General features: G+C 66.1%; 18 protein-coding genes. 9 read left to right on the top strand and 9 right to left on the bottom strand.

Annotated features, from left to right (window positions below):
• Positions 1 to 14: 14 nt before the first annotated feature.
• Genes BAC01S_RS12510 through BAC01S_RS12495 form a run of 4 tightly spaced genes read right to left on the bottom strand, consistent with a single transcriptional unit; the run spans position 15 to position 4,569 of the window.
• The gene (locus tag BAC01S_RS12510; RefSeq protein WP_027795074.1) at positions 15 to 1,508 is read right to left on the bottom strand and encodes a chemotaxis protein CheW; all 1,494 of its coding nucleotides are present in this window, start codon (positions 1,506 to 1,508) and stop codon (positions 15 to 17) included.
• 14 nt (positions 1,509 to 1,522) lie between these two features.
• Entirely contained in the window at positions 1,523 to 2,029 is a 507-nt protein-coding gene (locus tag BAC01S_RS12505; protein WP_027795073.1) for a chemotaxis protein CheD, read from the bottom strand.
• Positions 2,013 to 2,855 carry a CheR family methyltransferase gene (locus BAC01S_RS12500; RefSeq protein ID WP_027795072.1) on the bottom strand — a complete coding sequence of 281 codons (843 nt, stop codon included), beginning with the start codon at positions 2,853 to 2,855 and terminating at the stop codon, positions 2,013 to 2,015. The genes BAC01S_RS12505 and BAC01S_RS12500 overlap by 17 nt, the downstream gene beginning before the upstream one ends.
• Positions 2,856 to 2,871: 16 nt before the next feature.
• Positions 2,872 to 4,569 (bottom strand): methyl-accepting chemotaxis protein, encoded by a 1,698-nt coding sequence (locus BAC01S_RS12495; protein WP_027795071.1) that lies wholly within the window; start codon positions 4,567 to 4,569, stop codon positions 2,872 to 2,874.
• Positions 4,570 to 5,124: 555 nt separating this feature from the next.
• On the opposite strand from BAC01S_RS12495, the gene BAC01S_RS12490 reads away from it, so the two are divergent.
• Together BAC01S_RS12490 and BAC01S_RS12485 are read left to right on the top strand one after the other, a co-directional pair.
• Entirely contained in the window at positions 5,125 to 5,502 is a 378-nt protein-coding gene (locus tag BAC01S_RS12490; protein WP_027795070.1) for a hypothetical protein, read from the top strand.
• 25 nt (positions 5,503 to 5,527) lie between these two features.
• Positions 5,528 to 6,043 carry a YMGG-like glycine zipper-containing protein gene (locus tag BAC01S_RS12485; RefSeq protein WP_027795069.1) on the top strand — a complete coding sequence of 172 codons (516 nt, stop codon included), beginning with the start codon at positions 5,528 to 5,530 and terminating at the stop codon, positions 6,041 to 6,043.
• 79 nt (positions 6,044 to 6,122) lie between these two features.
• On the opposite strand, the gene BAC01S_RS12480 is transcribed toward BAC01S_RS12485, so the two are convergent.
• The gene (locus BAC01S_RS12480; protein ID WP_027795068.1) at positions 6,123 to 9,299 is read right to left on the bottom strand and encodes a transglycosylase domain-containing protein; all 3,177 of its coding nucleotides are present in this window, start codon (positions 9,297 to 9,299) and stop codon (positions 6,123 to 6,125) included.
• A gap of 274 nt (positions 9,300 to 9,573) precedes the next feature.
• Here BAC01S_RS12480 and BAC01S_RS12475 point away from each other — a divergent pair, with 274 nt between their 5' ends.
• Together BAC01S_RS12475 and BAC01S_RS12470 are read left to right on the top strand one after the other, a co-directional pair.
• Complete coding sequence (locus BAC01S_RS12475; protein WP_027795067.1) at positions 9,574 to 9,906, top strand: hypothetical protein; 333 nt, start codon at positions 9,574 to 9,576, stop codon at positions 9,904 to 9,906.
• 218 nt (positions 9,907 to 10,124) lie between these two features.
• Positions 10,125 to 10,334 (top strand): hypothetical protein, encoded by a 210-nt coding sequence (locus BAC01S_RS12470; RefSeq protein WP_043202138.1) that lies wholly within the window; start codon positions 10,125 to 10,127, stop codon positions 10,332 to 10,334.
• A gap of 82 nt (positions 10,335 to 10,416) precedes the next feature.
• Here the strand turns inward: BAC01S_RS12470 and BAC01S_RS12465 are convergent, their stop codons facing one another.
• Entirely contained in the window at positions 10,417 to 11,136 is a 720-nt protein-coding gene (locus tag BAC01S_RS12465; protein ID WP_027795065.1) for a response regulator transcription factor, read from the bottom strand.
• A 190-nt stretch (positions 11,137 to 11,326) separates the two neighbouring features.
• On the opposite strand from BAC01S_RS12465, the gene BAC01S_RS31145 reads away from it, so the two are divergent.
• Positions 11,327 to 12,811 carry an MFS transporter gene (locus BAC01S_RS31145; RefSeq protein ID WP_043202065.1) on the top strand — a complete coding sequence of 495 codons (1,485 nt, stop codon included), beginning with the start codon at positions 11,327 to 11,329 and terminating at the stop codon, positions 12,809 to 12,811.
• Between the two features lie 58 nt (positions 12,812 to 12,869).
• Here the strand turns inward: BAC01S_RS31145 and BAC01S_RS12455 are convergent, their stop codons facing one another.
• The 3 genes from BAC01S_RS12455 to BAC01S_RS34610 form a co-directional block, all read right to left on the bottom strand.
• Positions 12,870 to 13,139: a hypothetical protein gene (locus tag BAC01S_RS12455; RefSeq protein WP_027795064.1), complete on the bottom strand. Its 270-nt coding sequence runs from the start codon at positions 13,137 to 13,139 to the stop codon at positions 12,870 to 12,872.
• 44 nt (positions 13,140 to 13,183) lie between these two features.
• A complete protein-coding gene (locus BAC01S_RS12450; protein ID WP_027795063.1) occupies positions 13,184 to 13,615 on the bottom strand; it encodes a DoxX family protein in 432 nt (143 codons plus the stop codon).
• A 285-nt stretch (positions 13,616 to 13,900) separates the two neighbouring features.
• A complete protein-coding gene (locus BAC01S_RS34610) occupies positions 13,901 to 14,062 on the bottom strand; it encodes a hypothetical protein (protein WP_156954399.1) in 162 nt (53 codons plus the stop codon).
• 120 nt (positions 14,063 to 14,182) lie between these two features.
• Between BAC01S_RS34610 and BAC01S_RS12440 the strand changes: the two genes are divergently transcribed.
• The 4 genes from BAC01S_RS12440 to flhC all read left to right on the top strand — a co-directional run bounded on the left by BAC01S_RS12440 (position 14,183) and on the right by flhC (position 17,326).
• Positions 14,183 to 15,022: a helix-turn-helix domain-containing protein gene (locus BAC01S_RS12440; RefSeq protein ID WP_043202062.1), complete on the top strand. Its 840-nt coding sequence runs from the start codon at positions 14,183 to 14,185 to the stop codon at positions 15,020 to 15,022.
• 109 nt (positions 15,023 to 15,131) lie between these two features.
• The gene (locus BAC01S_RS12435; protein ID WP_027795061.1) at positions 15,132 to 15,884 is read left to right on the top strand and encodes a 2OG-Fe(II) oxygenase; all 753 of its coding nucleotides are present in this window, start codon (positions 15,132 to 15,134) and stop codon (positions 15,882 to 15,884) included.
• Between the two features lie 508 nt (positions 15,885 to 16,392).
• A complete protein-coding gene (flhD, locus tag BAC01S_RS12430; protein ID WP_027795060.1) occupies positions 16,393 to 16,713 on the top strand; it encodes a flagellar transcriptional regulator FlhD in 321 nt (106 codons plus the stop codon).
• Positions 16,714 to 16,723: 10 nt separating this feature from the next.
• Positions 16,724 to 17,326: a flagellar transcriptional regulator FlhC gene (gene flhC / locus BAC01S_RS12425; RefSeq protein ID WP_027795059.1), complete on the top strand. Its 603-nt coding sequence runs from the start codon at positions 16,724 to 16,726 to the stop codon at positions 17,324 to 17,326.
• Positions 17,327 to 17,389 lie beyond the last annotated feature (63 nt).

Raw genomic sequence — 17,389 nt, 5'->3', positions numbered from 1 at the left:
AGCGCACCTGAGCCTCACGCCGCCACGGCCTCCGCCACGCGCTCGCAAAGCGAAGCCGGATCGAGCAGCATCACCGTGCCCTGGCCCGGCAGTTCGACTGCCTCGCGCATGTCGTTGCGGGCGCTCCCGCCGCCGCGCGTGAGCGCCGTGGGCACGGCCATCTGCATGCCGCCGTTGAGCGTCACGATGTCCTCCACCGAATCGACGAGCAGTCCGTATTTTTCCGCGCGATGCTCGACGATCAGGATCTTCGCGCGCGCAAGATCCTCGTAGGGCGGCATGGCATACATCGAACGCACGTCGATCACCGTCACGAGTTCGCCGCGCAGGTTCAGCACGCCGCGCACGAAGTCGGGCAGCCCCGGCGTCCTGACCACGTCGTCGCGATAGTCGATCACCTCGCGCAGTTCGCCAATGCGCACGCCGATCAGATGCCCGATGCGAAACGTCACGAGCGTCTGCCGCGTGCCGCCGCGCTTCTGGCTCCCCCCTGCCGCGCCCGTGCCGGCCGCCGCGCTGCGATACAGATCGCGATGTCCTGCCGCGAGCGTCGCAATGCGCTCGTTGGCGAACAGGGCGTCGGCGTCCATCAGCAGCACGCCTGTGTTCGTATCGGTCGCGAGATAGCCCGCGAACATCGAGCGATGGGGGCTGCCATACGACGGCATCTGCAGCAACTCGTCCTCGCGGCATGCCACGATGCTCGCCACTTCGTCCACCAGCAGTCCGAAATGCTGATCGCCGCGCGTGAGCACGACAATGCGCCGCTCGTCCGCCGCAACCCCGCCCTGCGCCTCGCGCGTGAAGCCAAGGAACGCGCAGAAGTCGATTACCGGCACCGTGGCGCCGCGCAGGTTCAGGAGTCCGATACATACATCGTCGGCGAACGGCGAGTGCTGCAGCGCCGGCACACGGATGATTTCCTGGATCGCGCCCATCGGCAGCGCGAGCGCCGTTCCGCCTACCTTGAACGACACGTTCTGCCGCCGCTGCCCCTGCTGGGCGCACCGTTGCGTGGCGCGCTCTTCGGCCTTCGCAAGGTGCGGCACGTCGCGCAAGCCGAGCAGCGCGGCCGGCGAGAGCACCTGAAGAATGCGCTCCCCGTCGTCCAGCTTGAGCACCGCGCCGACGGCCGAAGCATGGCTGCCTTCCACCATCTCCACCGCAATCACCTGATCGGCCGGCACGCGCAGGATTTCCCCCGTGCCGTCGAACTGCAACCCCACGCGCGTACCATCCGTCTCGACAATGGCGATCTTGCGCGCGGCGCTATCTCCCACCACCGGCAGGCTAAGGAGCTGGCGCAGATCCACCACCGGAATCAGCGTGCCGCGCAGATTGAAGAGGCCAAGCAGATAAGGCGGCGCGAGCGGGACCGGCGTGAAGGCATCCGGATGGTTGACGACCTCCTGCAAGGCCGCGACGGGCAGCGCAAGCTCCGTCCCGGCCAGGTGAAACGATCCGTACAGCTCGACGTTGCCGCCCGCGGCCAGCGAACGATGATTCATCTCGAAGCTCCGTATCAGATGGGCCGGGTGAACCGGCGAATCATGTACTGATGTTGCTGGCAGTCGATGGTCAACTGCCGGCCGCACTCGCCGCCCACGTCCACGTGCACCACGCGCAGTTTCGCCAGCGCGAGCTGCTGCTGCGCGACCCGGGCGTTCTGCTCGCCGATCGGCTCGTGGATCTGCGTGCGGTAGTGCATCATGTTGGCGCCGCCCGCCAGCACGGCCTCGATCTGGCCATCCGGCGCGTGCTCGGCGTTCATCAGCATGAGCAGCGCCGGCAGCGCCTCGATCACGTACTTCGCGCTGGGCGCGGCCCGGCCGGGGTCCGCCGCCCGCTTGCGGACATCGGCCGGCGGCTGAGGCAGCAGGCAGTGCGCAAGGCCGTACAGCGAGCGCTCGCGCCACATGAGCCCGATGCCGACGCACGATCCGAGCGTGGCGCGCAGGATCTTCGAGTCCTCAGCACTGCCAACCGCCAGCTCGCACATCCGCACCTGCACGTCACGCGAGCTGCTCATGATCGCGCTCCTCGTGACGGTAGATGAGCGGCTGCTCGAACGCGAAGCCATTCGCGACGCGACTGAGCGACTCCGATTCGCCGACGATCAGGACCCCTGCCGGACGCATCGCGCGGCGCACGTTCGCCAGCACGGCTCGCTGGCCGTCTACGTCGAAGTAGATCAGCACGTTGCGCAGCAGCACGAGATCGAAGGCGCCGACGTCGCGCGGCGCGTCATAGAGATTGTGGCGGCGGAACGCGACCTGCGCGCGCAACGCGTCGCTCACGGCAATCTCGCCGCCTTCGCTGCGGAAATACTTCTGCAGCAGCGCGGGATGATGCTGCCGCAGCCCCTCCATGCTGCGGCCGCCGTAACGGCCCGCGGCCGCGCTCGCGAGAATGCCGTCCGAAATATCGGTGCCGACAATGGCATAGCGGAACGCGGGATGCCGCGCGCGAAATTCCTCGCACAGCATCGCCATCGACCACGCCTCCTCGCCGCTCGAGGCCGCCGCCGACCACACGCGCAACGGCGTGCCTGGATGCGCGGCGGCCCACTTCGGCAGGTACTCGTTCGCGAGGTACTCCCAGATGCGCGGCGTGCGAAAAAACGACGTCTCGTTCGTCGTCACGAGGTCGATGAAACCGCGCACCTCCTCGGCGTCCGTATCCAGCACGCGCAGGTAGTCGCGATAGTCGGGCAGATCGAGCGCCATGATCCGGCGGCGCAGGCGCCCCTTCAGCATGGTCCACTTGCGATCGTTCATCGCAATGCCGGTGTGCCGGCGCACCTGTTCGAAAAGGGCGCGACGGACCGCCGGCTCGACGTCCTGGTCGAAATCCACGGCAGTCTCCCGGCACTCAGACGACGAAGCGCGCTACCGTCTTGTCGAGCCCTTCCGCGCCGCCCTTCAGCGAGGCCGCCGCACGCGCGATGGTGTCGCAGGCGCCCGCCGACTTCTCGGTCTCCTCCGCCACCTGCTGGATCGCCGTGCTGACTTCGCGCGCCGCGACGAGCTGCTCGTCGGCGCCGCAGGAGATTTCGGAAATTGCCTGCGTCGTGCGGCTCACGCCGGCCACGATCTTCTCGAACGCCTCGCCCGCCTGCTTCGAAATCTCGCTGCCCTGCGCCACGCGCTTGACCGACTCGTTGATGAGCTTCGAGATCTCCTTGGTGGCCTGGGAGGAGCGCTCCGCGAGCTTGCGGACTTCGTCCGCCACCACGGAGAAGCCGAGCCCGTGCTCGCCCGCGCGCGCCGCTTCGATGGCCGCGTTGAACGCCAGCAGATTGGTCTGGCTCGCGATCTCGCCGATCACCTTGATGATCTCGGCAATGTCTTCGGACGAACGGTTGATCAGCTCCATCGCCTCGATCGAGCGCGCCACGGCCTTCGCGCCGCGCTCCGCTTCCTGCTGGGTGTCCTTCGCGAGCTGGTCGGCGCCGCGCGAATTGTCGGCGATCGAATTGATCGAGGCGGTCAGCTCCTCGATCGAGGCGTTCATTTCCTCCACCGTCGCGCCCAGCAGCTGGGCGCCGCTTGCCACCGTATCGGCACGCGCGGCGATGTCCTGCGACGAGTCCTTGAACGTGCCCGCCGAATCGACCACCTTGCCGATCACGCCGGACAGATCGCTCATCATGCCCTTGATGCCGGCCGCAAGCTGATCGATCGGATCCTTGCCATCTACGTCCACCTCGCCCGTCAGGTCGCCCGAGGCGGCGCGGCTCACCACGGCCAGCAGCTTTTCAACCTTCGACTGATCTTCCTGCGCGCGGCGCTTGACGCTGTCCTCCAGTTCCACCTGCAGCGTCACGTCGATCGCGAACTTCACGACCTTGTAGAGCCGGCCGTTGACGTCGAAGATCGGGTTGTAGGTGGCCTGGATCCATACCGCGCGACCGCCCCTGGCGATGCGCTTGTAGCGCCCCGCATCGTACTCGCCGCGATTGAGCTTGGCCCAGAATTCGCGATACTCGGCGCTCGTCGCATACGCCTCTTCGCAGAACATGCGGTGATGCCGGCCTTGAATCTCGTCGAGCCGATAGCCGAGCGTGTCGAGGAAGTTCTGGTTGGCATGCAGCACGTTGCCGGACGTGTCGAATTCGATCACCGCCTGTGCCTTGTCGATGGCGCGAATGCGGCCTTCGTACTCCACGTGCTGCTGCCTGGCGGCCGTGACATCGGTGGCGAACTTGATGACCTTGTACGGGCGGCCGTCCTCGCCGATTACCGGGTTGTACGACGCATTGATCCATACCTCGCGCCCGTCGCGCGCAAGCCGGCGGTATTCGCCGCGATCGAACTCGCCGCGGCCGAGCTTTTCCCAGAACTGACGATACGCCGCGCTCTGCGCATAATCAGGATCGCAAAATATTCCGTGGTGCTTGCCGCGCACTTCGTCGAGCGTATAGCCCAGGGTGGAGAGAAAATTTTCGTTGGCGTGGAGTATGGTGCCATGCAGGTCGAACTCGATCACGGCCTGCACGCGGTTCAGCGCGGCGCTCACCGCGCTCAATTCATGCAACTCAAGCTGACGTTCGGGCGTCGAATGTTCCATCGTTTTTTCCCTCGCAAATGTTCACAGTCGGATCGATAGGGAATCCGTGTGCCGCCTGCCGGTTGACAAGCGGTTCTCTCATCTGTTGTTCATGGGCGCTCTGAGGTCGCCCTGTGTTGCACGCGATTTACCGATGGCGGGACATGCTTCTTGTCCGGTACTGCGCTCCCTGGCGGCATGTCCTACCTACGTCTTATCGGCCCGCTGCCAGGCGACTTGACCAGGGGTTTTCGATAACGCAAACGTTTCAACAAGGGGGTTTTTTGAGGGGGCAAGGCAATGCCGCTTTCTTTGGCGCGCGCCGGCCGCGCCCCGGAGTGTTACCGACAATTTCCTTTCAAAACGCCCTATAACCGCCGATCGCGCCACGATGCGCGAGGTTGCGCGCCGATACGGCCCCCATCGCCTGAAATTGCGGCAGACCATCCGTCCCCTGTAACAACTCGAAAAAACAGTGCAATTCAGGTAATTGCATTGGCCCCGGGGTTGTCATAGCGTTCGATAATCGAATGGCGTGTGCGTCCGCACATCGCCTGTCGCTCTGGAGAGATCGTTGTGAGAAGGTCGAAACTGTTACTCGGGGCCGCCGCGACTGCCATCGCGTGCGTGAGCGGCGCAGCGCATGCGTCGCATGTCGGCGTCTACGTCGGCGTCGGCGGTCCATGGTATTACCCCGTCGCGCCCGTGCCGTACTACTACGCGCCGGCACCCGTGGTGGTCGCGCCGCCGCCCCAGGCGCCGGACTACGTCGAGCAGGGCCAGCCCCAAGGAGGCGCGCCCGACCCGTCGTATTCGCAAGACCCGGGCGGGCCGGGCGGCGGCGGCGACGACACGTGGTACTACTGCGACGCCACCCAAACCTACTATCCCTACGTGAAGCAGTGCTCGTCGGGCTGGCGCGCGGTTCCCGCGCAAACGGCACCCGGAAACTGAACCTTTTGACGATATCGAGCTGCACATGAAGACCACTTATCTTGCGCTCCTCGCCACGGCGGGTTTGCTGAGCGCGTGTGCCGTCGTCCCGCAGGGGCCGAGCGTGATGGCATTGCCGGGCAGCGGCAAGACCTTCGACCAGTTCCGCGCCGACGACGCCAACTGCCGCGGCTTCGCCTACCAGCAGGTGGGCGGCGAAGGCAGCAATCAGGCGGCAACCAATAGCGCAGTCGGCAGCGCCGTGGTGGGCACGGCGCTCGGCGCCGCGGCGGGTGCGGCGTTCGGCGGCGGCCAGGGCGCGGCGATCGGCGCGGGCGCGGGCCTGCTCGCGGGTAGCGCGGTCGGTATGGGCAGCGCCCAGGGCTCGGCCTACGACGTGCAGCGCCGCTATGACTACGCCTATATGCAGTGCATGTATGCGAACGGCAACCGGATTCCCGTTCAGGGCCGTATGGTGACGACGCAGCCGCAGCAAGCGCAGCGGTATCTGCCGCCGCCGCCCCCGGGTTCGCCGCCCCCGCCGCCCGCCGGCACGTACTGAGCTTCGAAATGAAAGAGAGGCGCCGTTCGGCGCCTCTCTTTCAGCGGCTTGCTTTTATCCGTATCAAGCGCGGTCGAGACTACCGGTCCGCATCCCCCGAGATCACCTGCCAGGAAATTTGACGCAGCGTAACCGGCTGCGGACCGGGCAGCGTCACCGGCATCGGCCCGCTTTTCGCCGCCGTCTGCGCTCCGCCGGCCGCCGGTGCCGCGGGCGCCGCCTGCGGGTCGAGCAAAGGCTGCAGCTCCGGCGCCATCGACTTGAGCAGCTGCACCGCCATCGCGCTCGTGAACGTGTAGCGCGCCGCATACGGCTCGTGGACCCACGCCGTGATCGTGCCGTAGTAGCGGTCGCCGATCACGAACACGAAGGTCGCGCAGCGGTTCACCTTGCGCGACTCGATCAGCCGCGCGCCCGATGCATAGACGTTGAAGCGCTGGTCGCCCGTGCCGGTCTTGCCGTACACCGGCAGCGTATGGCCGTCGGAGAACGTCATGCCGTCGGCGAGACGCTTCGCCGTGCCGCCTTGCACCACCGAATCCAGCAGCTCGCGCACGACCTGCGTGATCTCCGGCGAGATCAGCGGCTGCGGCTTCACATCCGCGTGCACGAAACGCGTTGCGTAAGGCGTGCCGCGCGCGAAGTCGAGCGATTCGAAGCTATGCGTCGGCAGCTTCTGCCCGTCGCTCGCCACGAGGCCAATCAACTGGGCCAGCGCCGCGGGCCGGTCGCCCGACGCACCGATGGCCGCCCCATACGACGGCGTGATGTTGTCGAACGGATAGCCGAGCTCGCGCCACGATTTGCCGATCGCGTCATAGGCGTGCAGCTCGATCATGTGGCGGATGCGGCGGTTCTGCGTCGCGTAGTAGCGGGTCTTGAAGAGCCAGCTGTACGTGTAGAGCCGCACGTCCTTGCTGTCCTGCTGCACCTGCGGAAGCGTCGCGTCGGGATGCTGGCGCAGATAGTTCACGAGCCACAGTTCCAGCGGATGCACGCCTGCGATATAGCCGCGGTCGTTGAGGTTGAAACGGTCGATCGCGTACTTTTCGTAGTATTTCGCAAGGTCTTCGTCGTCGAGCCACTGGAACTTCGTGCCCTTCAGTTGCGCGCGCATCTGCGCGTTGAACCACGTCTGCGACCCGTCCGGCACGGTGCTGCGCAGCACCGTCGCAATGCGCGCCGGCCCCTTGCGCGTGTGCTGCAGCAGGGTCGCGACGGCGTCGTCGATGCTCATGCCCTGGTAGCGCGTGTAGAAGCGCTTCATGTACACCTGGCTCTCGCCGTCGGCGAAACGCGTGAGGTAGGCGCGGCGCACGTTCGGATCATCGAACCATTGCGAAGGCGGTCCCGATGTCTGGATCATCTCGTAGTGGACGATGTCTCGCATCAGCCGCACGAACACCAGGTTCACCGAATGCTGGAACGCGCGCTGCACCGTGAGAATCTGCGCGTTGTCGCTCGACTCGAAGTTGTTGAAGGTCTGCGCGCCGCCGCCCGTGTAGAACGTCTCGCCCGGATTCGCCGAGTACTTGCGCTGCACCGCCGCTTCGAGCATGGCCTGCAGCGAGCGGTCGTCCGTCTTCGAGAGATAATCGAGCGCCCAGCGCGAGAGCGCGTCGCTGGGGTCGGGCTGGATCGCTTGCAGCTCCTTGCTGTCGAGCGCCGCGTACTTCGCGTGCAGGTCGCTCACGATCTGCAGGTAGGTGATGAGCGTGCGCAGCTTCGCCGTCGAGCCCAGATTCAGGCGCGCGCCCGAATTGATGTCGAACGGCTGGTTCACGCTGTCGGTCTGCACGCGCACGAGGTTCTCGCCGTTGCGCCGCTCGAACAGCGTGAAGCTGTACGCGATCTTCGAAGGATCGTCCCAGGGCTGCAGCATCTCGAAGCCGACGAGCCCGGCCGCGCGCGCGCCGTCCTTCGTCGTCGCGGCGGCAAGACGCTGGCTCACGGCCTGCTGCACGCTGTCGTCGAGCGTCGCCGTGGCGGTGAGGTCGAGGCGGTCGACGTCGTAGAGCGTCTTCAGGCCGAGCGTCTGCATCAGTTGCGTGCGCAGCGTGAGCACGGCCTTGCGGTCGGCATAAGACGCCGTCGCGCTCGTGCGCGGCGGCGGCGAGGTGTCGAACGTCAGCTGCGTCGCGAGCGCGGCGTCGCGCAGCGCGGGCGTGATCACGCCGCCGCTCGCCAGCAGACGCAGATAGCTGTCCGTGAGCTTCGCGAGCGCGGCGTTGTCGTGCTGCAGGAAGTACGACGGCGCGCGCTGCGCGATCAGGAGCGAAAGCACCTGGCGGAACGCAAGCGCCTGTTCGTCGAGCGTGGCGGCCGTGACCGGCTGGCTCAGGATGCGATTGACGTCGCGGAAGTCGCGGCCATACCAGGCGGCGAGGCCGTCGCCGAGACCGTTCACTTCGCCCACGCCCGGCTTCGCCGAAAGCGGCACCGAATTCAGGTAGTGGACGAGAATCTGCTGGCGCGCCGGCATGGTCTGCGGACCGTTCAGGTAGGCGCGCACCGAAGCCGACGCGATCTGCCGCAGTTTCTCGGGCGGCGTCGCCGTGCGTCCGCCGTCCGAGTGGCGGAACTTTTCGATCTGCGTGGCGAGCGTGCTGCCGCCCGGCATGTGCTGATGACGATTCACGAGGCGCGCACCCTGATCGACGAGCGCGCGGCTGAAGCGGCCCCAGTCGATGGCGGGATTGCGGTTCGGCTGATCCTCGGCGAGCAGGTATTTGTCTTCGATGAACGTCAGCGAATCGCGCACGAGCGGCGGCACGGCGGCGAAGTTCTCGTAGGCGCGCTGCGGGTAGCGCGTATGAAACAGCATGGCGCCGTCGGCGTCGCGCAGCGCGACGCCCGCCTGGTCCTTTTCTTCATAGGGGAGAAAGAGACCTTCGTCGGCGAGCGAGAGCATGCGCTCCGAATCGCGCACCTGCTCCGCGACGACAAAGCCGCGTGCCTCGAGACGCTGCTCGAACGCCGGCAGTTCGGCATAGCCGAGCCGCACGTCATAGGGGCCGTTGGTAGTGGGGAAACGGATGCGGTGGCTAGGGCCGCTCTCGACGGTGTAGCCGATGTCGCGCGTCAATTCGGACAGATACCGCGCCTGCAGACGCGAGGTGTCGATTTCGATCTGGATCAGGCGCGCAATGATGACGACGGCCATGAGGAACCCGACAACGAATCCCCACTTGACCCATCGCAAAAGCGAGCCCGCGCCGACAGTACGAAGAGGAAAGCGGATCGACGGGCGGTTCATGTGTATTCTCCCTGACGTCTCGCCAGATCACGGAACGGCACCTCTCAGATAGTCTATCTCGCAATATAGGAAGTTGTGTGACTGCTTGCTCACCCGGAATCTGACAGTCGCGAGGCCGCAACACTCGTGCCTGCGCAACCTGCCGAAGCGAAAACTCCGTGCCCGGCCGGACCCGGCACGCCGCGTGCTGCCGATATAATTTCCGGCTGCTTTCGGCTGGCTCCGGGCCAACCGGGCCCCACGCGACACGCCGCGCGTATTTCTCAGGAGAGATATGAAGAAGTTTGTCTTGCCGCTTGCCTTTTCGCTCACGCTGGGCGCCTGCGCCTGGTTCCAGAGCAACCCGGATTCCGGTCAGCCCGTGATCGACACGACGACCAGCCGGTCGGTCCAGGACGTGGTCGCATGCTTGACGGTAGAGGCGTCGCGACATGGCGCAAGCTTCCAGACCACGCCGCTGCCCGAGGGCCAGATGCTCGATTTCGGCGACTCGAACGTGATCAAGATCCGCGCCGACAACGGCACCACGACGTACCGCTTCTACGCCGGCAAACGCCACACGTCCAATCTCTGGATCGAGGCCGCCAGCAAAACCTGTGCACCTTGACAGGGCGGCGCGTTACATCCGGCTACGCGCTGTAACGTCGTGTAGCACGGCGACACATTTTCGCGGGGCCGTTTTAAGAATCGCTTAAGTCTTCGTCCGCATCATCCGCTGACCGAAGAGAAACGCAGCAGGAGGTACCCGTGAGCAGGCTTGAACCGACCAGGCAGGACGCATTGAACAACGTGAGCACAGTTGCGGCGAAACCCGCAAAACGCACGATGCTGCGCCGGCTCTTGAGCCACCACGAACTGGCAACGCTGTTGCTGCTCCTGCACGCGCCTATCGACGCACATGCCAAGCCGGAAATCCCGACGCTTCGGGAAGCCGGGCTGGTGGAAGCGGTACCCAGCGAAGCCGCGGGCGCCGCGCAGATCCGCCTGACCCGGGAAGGCAACGCCGTGCTGCAGGGACTGGGCCTCGCTCGCTAAACTCCCGGTTCGAATCCAGATAAAACCGGCGGTGTGAAATGAACCGCCGGTTTTTTTATGCCTGCGGCATCAACGCGGCCCCTCACGCCGCGGCGCGCGCGAGCGACCGGCCCCCGCCATGCAGGCGCAGCAGCCGGTAGCCGCTCTTGTAGACGGGCTGCAACCGGTAGCCGTTCTCATCGTCGATTTCCAGCAGCACGCGCAAGCGGGACACATGACTGTCGATCGTGCGTGTCAAGGTCTGCAGCTCGCGGCCCCAAACCGCCGCATAGATATGGTCACGTGACAGCAGCCGCCCGACGTTGGCAAAGAACAGCGACGCAAGGCGGTACTGCGTGCCGGAGAGCAGCACCGTCTTGCCGTTTACCGTGACCGACTGGCGCCGCATGTCGAAGTGGTAGGGCCCCGTGTCGAACGATGCCGATTCGAAACGGTCGGGAAACGCGCGGCGCAGCAAGGCATTGACGCGCGCCCCGAACACCGGAGCGCAAACCGGCAGGCTGACGTAGTCGTCGGCGCCTACGGAAAAAGCATGCACGACGCTCTCGTCCGAAGCGTCTTCCGAGGCGAACAGCACCGGGATATGGCAGCCGTTCACCGCGCGCACGGTCTTGAGCACCTCGGCGCCGGATAGCCGCGTGCCTTGCCAGTCCAGCACCAGCATGTCGACCGTCGATGCGGCAAGCGCTTTGGTCAACGCAAAGCCGTCGCTGAAGAGCAGGCAGGTGTGGCCGCTCTGGGCAAGTACGCGTTCGATCTGGCCGCGTTGAGCCGCATCGCGCTGCAGTATCGCGATCCGCATAAGTGAGCCCCCGTATGGGTCGAGTGGGTCGGTGTTGGATGGGTGTGGGCACAATTCTGTGGAGATGTGCAAAACGCGCCCATAAGACGATTCCGAAAGTCGGAAGCACGAGTCCGGGCCGGACGCGCCGAATTCGACGATTCACATCAGGCTGAAACGTCGCGGCCAACCCGCGCCTAACATTGGACGCATGAAACCCGACCACCGCCCTCTCGTCCGCTTCACGCCCGCGCTCGCCCGTATCGTCGCGACCGTCAGCGTGGGCTTCGTCGTCACGCAGCTCGACGTGACCATCGTCAACATCGCGCTCGCGCGGCTCGCAACCGATCTCCACGCGAACGTCGCCCGCCTGCAGTGGATCGTCGACGCCTATACGCTCGCCTTCGCCGTGCTGATGCTCTCCGGCGGCGTGCTGGGCGACCGCTACGGCGCCCGTCGCATGTATGCCGCCGGGCTCGTCGTGTTCGCGCTCGCCTCGCTCGCGTGCGGTCTTGCTGCCCAGCCGTCCATGCTGATCGCCGCCCGCGCCGTCCAGGGCGCAGGCGCCGCGATGATGCTGCCGAACTCGCTGGCGCTTCTCAACGAGGCATGCCGGCACGATCGCACGCTACGTGCGCGCGCCGTGGGCTTCTGGACGGCGGCAGGGGCGATTTCGATCGCGGCGGGACCCGTCGCGGGCGGGCTGCTGATCGCGGCGTTCGGCTGGCGCAGCATCTTTCTCGTTAATCTTCCGCTCTGCGCGGCCGGGCTCGCCGCAACGCTTGCGTGGATTCCCGCACCGCGGCGCAGTCTCGCGGCCGGTGCCGCCGTTCCCCAACCGCAGCGCAGCGCCCCCGTGCGCAGCCTCGACATCCGCGGCCAGCTGCTTGCCGTCGTCGCGCTCACGGCCTTCACGGGAGCGGTGATCGAGTGGCGGCCGCTCGGCTTTGCGCATCCGGCCGTGGCGGGAGGCTTCGCCCTGGCGCTCTTGGCCGGCTGCGCGTTCGTCTTCCTCGAATCGCGCATCGCCGCTCCCATGCTGCCGCTCGGCATGCTGCGCCAGCGCACGTTCAGCGCGGCCGTGCTGTTCGGCGTCTGCGTGAATCTCACCTATTACGGCACCGTCTTCGTGCTCGCGCTCTATCTGCAGCACGCGCGCGGCGAAACACCGTTGCAGGCCGGGCTCGCGTTCGTGCCGCTCACCGCCGGATTCCTGCTCTCGAACATCGCCAGCGGCCACGCCGTCGCGCGCTTCGGCACGCGTGCGCCCATGATCGTCGGCGCACTTGTGGCGGGCAGCGGCTATGCCTTGCTTGGCCTCGTCGGCGCGACAACGCCGCTCGCCGCCCTGATGGCGATGTGTCTGCTGATTCCTTCCGGAATGGGGCTGGCGGTGCCCGCCATGACGACCGCCGTGCTCGCGAGCGTCGAGCCGGCCCGCGCGGGCACGGCCTCGGCGTTTCTCAACACGGCGCGGCAGGCGGGCGGTGCGGTGGGGGTGGCGGCATTCGGCGCCCTGACGGGCAGCGGCGGGGCCGTCCAGGTCGTGACCGGCCTGCACGCCGAAACGCTCGTCTCCACGGCGTTGCTGCTGACCGCGGCGGGGCTGGCGTGGTTCGTGAGAGCCGAGGCGGCGCATCCTCCGGCGCGGGAGGCGAACGCGCCGCGCTTCGAGACGTCGCGTCTCGACGGATAGCGGCAGGGCGAGAGCGCAGCCGCGCGCGCCGGATCGTACCGGATCGCCGCAACGAGACCTAGAGCGACGCTTCCTGAATCTCCCCGCTCGCCATCGCGCGTTCGATCAGCCCTTCGCTCCCGGCCTTGCGGATGGCATGGGCAATCAAACGGTCGGGCTCCTCGAGTTCGGCCTTGAGCGTGCCGAACAAGCCGGAAGCGTCGAGGATCACGAGCGTGCGCGCCGTATCGGCGTAACTGATCAGCACGCGATTCGAGCCGTCTTCGGCAAGGCTCGCGCATAGCCGCTCGATCTTGCCGTTCACGTTGAAGTCGAAGTTCTGTATCAAGGCCCGCTCCTTGTTCGCTCTGTGGAAGTCCGGCGCCGACGGCCTCAGCCGCGCAGCGAGCTCCGCGGCGCGCGCAAGCCGTCGACGGAAGCGCGCCCCGCCCCCGTCACGCCCAGCAGCAGCAGGCCGCCCGCAATCGCCACGTTCTTCCAGAAATGCACGGCAGCATCCTGCTGCAATGCAGCGTCGGCGATGTTCCAGAAGTCGTGGCCGACGACCGCCGTAACAACAGCGTACACGGCCAGCAGGAACGCCACCGCACGCGTGCGCACGCCAAACACGATCGCGAAGCCGCCGATCAGTTCGACCGCCACGGCCGCCGGCGCCGCAAACGCCGCGTAGGGCACGCCCCTCGTATGCAGCCATGCCACGAAGCCCGCGTAACCCAGGAGCTTCATGGCGCCGCCCCACAGAAACAGGATCGAGAGCGCGAGACGGGCGATGAAGACGATCAGGGAATCGGCAGGTCGTGACATGAAGGGCTCCGGTATGCGATGACGGAATGACCGCCGCATCCGCGCGCAGTTCCCGCCTGGCGCGGACAATTCCCGCCGCATCCCCTTACGCGCGCCGCCGCGTCAATCACTCGCTATGCGGCCGTAGCCGTCATGGCTTGCGCAGTCATTAGCATTCCCAGGTATTTTGCGTATGCGGCGAAACCGGCAAGCGCCACGGCCACTACGGAAATACGCGCAGGACGCCGGCGGCTGATCACGCGTTGCGCTGCGCCGCCTCGTGCCCGAGGCATCTGCCTGGCACGCTCAATGCTTGTGGCGCATGCCGTGGCCGCGATGAGCGTCGATCCACCGGACGAAGCGCTCTTCGAGTTCGCCCCGCGTGCGTCGCGACACGGCCCACATGGCGACGCACAGCACCAGCATCACGGCTGGGCCCAGCAGATAAGCAGCTACGGTTTCCCTCATGGCAATCTCTCCTCGCCACGCCGCTACACATCGAGATTATTATTCTAGGCGATTTGCGCGCTTCCCATTCGGCCTTACCCCTCCTCACCGCGCGGGCATTGCGCGCCTGGAATCAGCGACATGAACACGCTCGCCCCTTTCGTCGCGGCACCGACCATGGCCGCCGGCCGCCGCCGTGTCGGCGATCTGTTGCGCGACTGGCGCCAGCGCCGGCGCATGAGCCAGTTGCTGCTGGCCGTCGAAGCCGGCATTTCGGCGCGCCATCTGAGCTTCGTCGAGTCGGGCCGCTCGCAGCCCAGCCGCGAGATGGTGATGCATCTCGCCGAGCGGCTCGACGTGCCGCTGCGCGAGCGCAACACGCTCCTGATCGCGGCGGGCTACGCGCCGCTCTACCGTGAGCGGGGGCTCGACGATCCGCAACTGGCGGCGGCCCGCGAAGCGGTGGAACGGGTGCTGCATGGGCACGAGCCCTATCCGGCCGTGGCCGTGGACCGGCACTGGAACATCGTGGCCGGCAATCGCGCGCTCGCGCCGCTGATCAGCGACGCTTCTGCCGCACTGCTCGCCGCGCCCGCGAATGCGCTGCGGCTCTCGCTGCATCCCGAGGGCATCGCGCCGCGCATCCTCAACTGGCATGCGTGGCGCACCCACCTGCTCATGCGGCTGCAACGCCAGATCGACGCGAGCGCCGACCCGGCGCTCGCGTCGCTCCATGACGAACTGGCGGCCTACCCGCCGCCTCCCGGCGCGCCGGCCCCGCAAGACACGGCCGATGCGGTCGGCCACCACATTGCCGTGCCCCTGCGCGTGCGCACGTCGCTGGGCGACCTGTCGTTCTACAGCACGACGACCGTGTTCGGCACCCCCGTCGACATCACGCTTTCGGAGCTCGCCATCGAGGCGTTCTTTCCGGCCGATCCGCAAACCGCCGCGGCGCTGCGCGCGTCGACAGCCGGGTAAGCGACGGGCGAGGCAAGCCCGCCCGCGAATTGCAGCGCAAGAGCCGGAGTGCGCGCAGCGCCGTGCGGGCGCGACACTGCCGCCATGCCCACCTTACCCCGGAGCCGACATGTCTCTCGCCGCCCTGCGCCCGCCCGTCCAGCCGAACCGCTGTGCCTCCCTTGCGTCGCGCCTCGACACCCTGCCGTGGAACGGCATGGAGGACGAGCTCACCGAACATGGCTACACGCTGATCCCCAAGCTGCTGGACGACGCGGAATGCGACGCGCTCGCCGCGCTCTATGACCGCGAGGCGCCGTTTCGCAGCCGGATCGTGATGGCGCGCCACGGTTTTGGCCGCGGCGAGTACAAATACTTCGCCTACCCGCTGCCCGATCCGGTGGCCGAACTGCGCAGCCTGCTGTACGCGCGCCTCGTCGCATTGGCCAACCGCTGGGCCGACTGGCTCGGTTTCGACACCCGGTTTCCGCCGACCCACGCCGGGTTCATCGAGCGCTGCCATGCGGCGGGCCAGCAGCGCCCCACGCCGCTGCTGCTGCGATACGGCTCCGGCGATTACAACTGCCTGCACCAGGACCTCTATGGCGAGCACGTCTTTCCGGTCCAGGCAACGATCCTGCTGAGCGCGCCGGGCACCGGCTTCAGCGGCGGCGAATTCGTCTTGACCGAGCAGCGGGCGCGCCGGCAGTCGCGTGTGGAAGTGGTGCCGCTCGAAAAGGGAGACGTCGTGCTGTTCGCGGTGCACCACCGGCCGCTGCAAGGCGCGCGCGGCGCAGCACGCGCGACGTTGCGCCACGGCGTGAGCCGGATTCGTGCAGGGCAGCGTCATACTTTGGGTGTAGCCTTCCACGACGCCGCCTGAGCCGATCCCCGTCGCGGGGAATCTGTATCAGAGGGTCGGATCTCCAGTTACATTTAAATCTTCCGACTTATTAATTCTGCATTCGGCACTTCTTACCTCTTCCAGTAAATCCTTTCAAAACGTTTATTTACGTTGCGCTCTCGGATCTCCTGTGGCGCAATTCGTTGCGCATGCATCGAGTGCCCCGCAACCCCACCAACTGACAAGGCTTCGCGCCGAATCCCCGTTCGGCAAGAGTTTACGGAGCGCCTCAATTTGATGCGGAACAAACACAAGGAAAAATTACCGAAATTGCGTATGGCGCCCTCATTATTTTTTTATGACAGGGATTGATTTCCGAGATAAGCCCTCATACAATTCCGCCCAAGGTGTTACGAGTTGTAACACCTTGTATCAAACAGTCAGGCCCCGCCGGTTACACATGAGCGAGGACCGGCAAACAGACCAGACAAATACACGGCGGGAAACGCCGGGGGGTTAATAATTCGGGGCTTCGGAAACGAGAGAAATGGACCGTAGCAGCGAGACGCTGGAATCTATCCGCGAAATTAATTTGTCGTACCTGATGCTTGCGCAACGCATGTTGCGCGAGGACAAGCCCGTCGGCATGTTCCGGCTGGGCCTGTCGTCGGAACTGGCCGATCTGCTGGGCGGTCTCTCGCTCGCGCAAATCGTCAGATTGGCCGCTTCCGACCAGCTTCTTTGTTTTTTCCGCTTCGACGATCATGCGATGTTGTCCGCGCTCACGCAGACCACGAAGCATACCGACGTGGCGACCACTCACGCGGCCATCCTGCTTGCAGGACAGCCCGCCGGCCAATTCGCCTGAGGACGACGTCATGACCACGCGGCGCAGCCTCACCGAAGACGCCCAGGAAGTGTTCCGCGCGATCGCGTTGATCGAGCTGGGCGCGCGCATGCAGGTGCTCGAAAGCGAGCTCTCCCTGTCGCGCGACCGCATGATCCGCCTCTATCGCGAGATTCGCGGCGTGTCGCCGCCGAAGGGGATGCTGCCGTTCTCGGCGGACTGGTACATGACGTGGCTGGCGAACATTCACGCTTCGCTGTTCTACAACACCTACCTGTTCCTCAAGAACGAAGCGCGTTGCTCGCATCTCGACGCGCTCACCAAGGGGTTCCGGCTGTACCTGGAACACTGCCGCCACAGCGAGGTCGAGCCTGTACTGGACCTCACGCGTGCCTGGACCCTGGTGCGGTTTTTCGATGCCGATATTCTGCAGCTGACGCCTTGCTGCCGCTGCGGCGGCAAATTCGTCGCGCACCGCCACGACCTGCAGCACAACGTCGTGTGCGGCGCATGCCAGCCGCCTTCGCGCGCCGGCAAGACGAAAAAGGCAGCTGCGGCGCGACGGGGCGCCACGCAGACCGAAAGCGACCTTCCGGAAGTTGTCACGCCGGACGGCATCGCCGAGGCTGCCTAGCGAGGAGAGCAGATCCGGGACCACCCGGACACGAGACCAAGACGCGAAGCCGTCCGGCGCACC

It is taken from the genome of Paraburkholderia acidipaludis NBRC 101816 (assembly GCF_000684975.1).
GTDB lineage: Bacteria > Pseudomonadota > Gammaproteobacteria > Burkholderiales > Burkholderiaceae > Paraburkholderia > Paraburkholderia acidipaludis.
Note: the sequence above shows the minus strand (reverse complement) of the source record. Positions and strands in the feature narration are given on the sequence as shown.

What these genes read in the sequence shown, in the direction of transcription:
- BAC01S_RS12510 (WP_027795074.1), bottom strand. Translation starts at nt 1,508, where the DNA reads ATGAATCATCGTTCGCTGGCCGCGGGCGGCAACGTCGAGCTGTACGGA.
- BAC01S_RS12505 (WP_027795073.1), bottom strand. Translation starts at nt 2,029, where the DNA reads ATGAGCAGCTCGCGTGACGTGCAGGTGCGGATGTGCGAGCTGGCGGTT.
- BAC01S_RS12495 (WP_027795071.1), bottom strand. Translation starts at nt 4,569, where the DNA reads ATGGAACATTCGACGCCCGAACGTCAGCTTGAGTTGCATGAATTGAGC.
- BAC01S_RS12485 (WP_027795069.1), top strand. Translation starts at nt 5,528, where the DNA reads ATGAAGACCACTTATCTTGCGCTCCTCGCCACGGCGGGTTTGCTGAGC.
- BAC01S_RS12480 (WP_027795068.1), bottom strand. Translation starts at nt 9,299, where the DNA reads ATGAACCGCCCGTCGATCCGCTTTCCTCTTCGTACTGTCGGCGCGGGC.
- BAC01S_RS12475 (WP_027795067.1), top strand. Translation starts at nt 9,574, where the DNA reads ATGAAGAAGTTTGTCTTGCCGCTTGCCTTTTCGCTCACGCTGGGCGCC.
- BAC01S_RS12470 (WP_043202138.1), top strand. Translation starts at nt 10,125, where the DNA reads ATGCTGCGCCGGCTCTTGAGCCACCACGAACTGGCAACGCTGTTGCTG.
- BAC01S_RS12465 (WP_027795065.1), bottom strand. Translation starts at nt 11,136, where the DNA reads ATGCGGATCGCGATACTGCAGCGCGATGCGGCTCAACGCGGCCAGATC.
- BAC01S_RS31145 (WP_043202065.1), top strand. Translation starts at nt 11,327, where the DNA reads ATGAAACCCGACCACCGCCCTCTCGTCCGCTTCACGCCCGCGCTCGCC.
- BAC01S_RS12450 (WP_027795063.1), bottom strand. Translation starts at nt 13,615, where the DNA reads ATGTCACGACCTGCCGATTCCCTGATCGTCTTCATCGCCCGTCTCGCG.
- BAC01S_RS34610 (WP_156954399.1), bottom strand. Translation starts at nt 14,062, where the DNA reads ATGAGGGAAACCGTAGCTGCTTATCTGCTGGGCCCAGCCGTGATGCTG.
- BAC01S_RS12440 (WP_043202062.1), top strand. Translation starts at nt 14,183, where the DNA reads ATGAACACGCTCGCCCCTTTCGTCGCGGCACCGACCATGGCCGCCGGC.
- BAC01S_RS12435 (WP_027795061.1), top strand. Translation starts at nt 15,132, where the DNA reads ATGTCTCTCGCCGCCCTGCGCCCGCCCGTCCAGCCGAACCGCTGTGCC.
- flhD (WP_027795060.1), top strand. Translation starts at nt 16,393, where the DNA reads ATGGACCGTAGCAGCGAGACGCTGGAATCTATCCGCGAAATTAATTTG.
- flhC (WP_027795059.1), top strand. Translation starts at nt 16,724, where the DNA reads ATGACCACGCGGCGCAGCCTCACCGAAGACGCCCAGGAAGTGTTCCGC.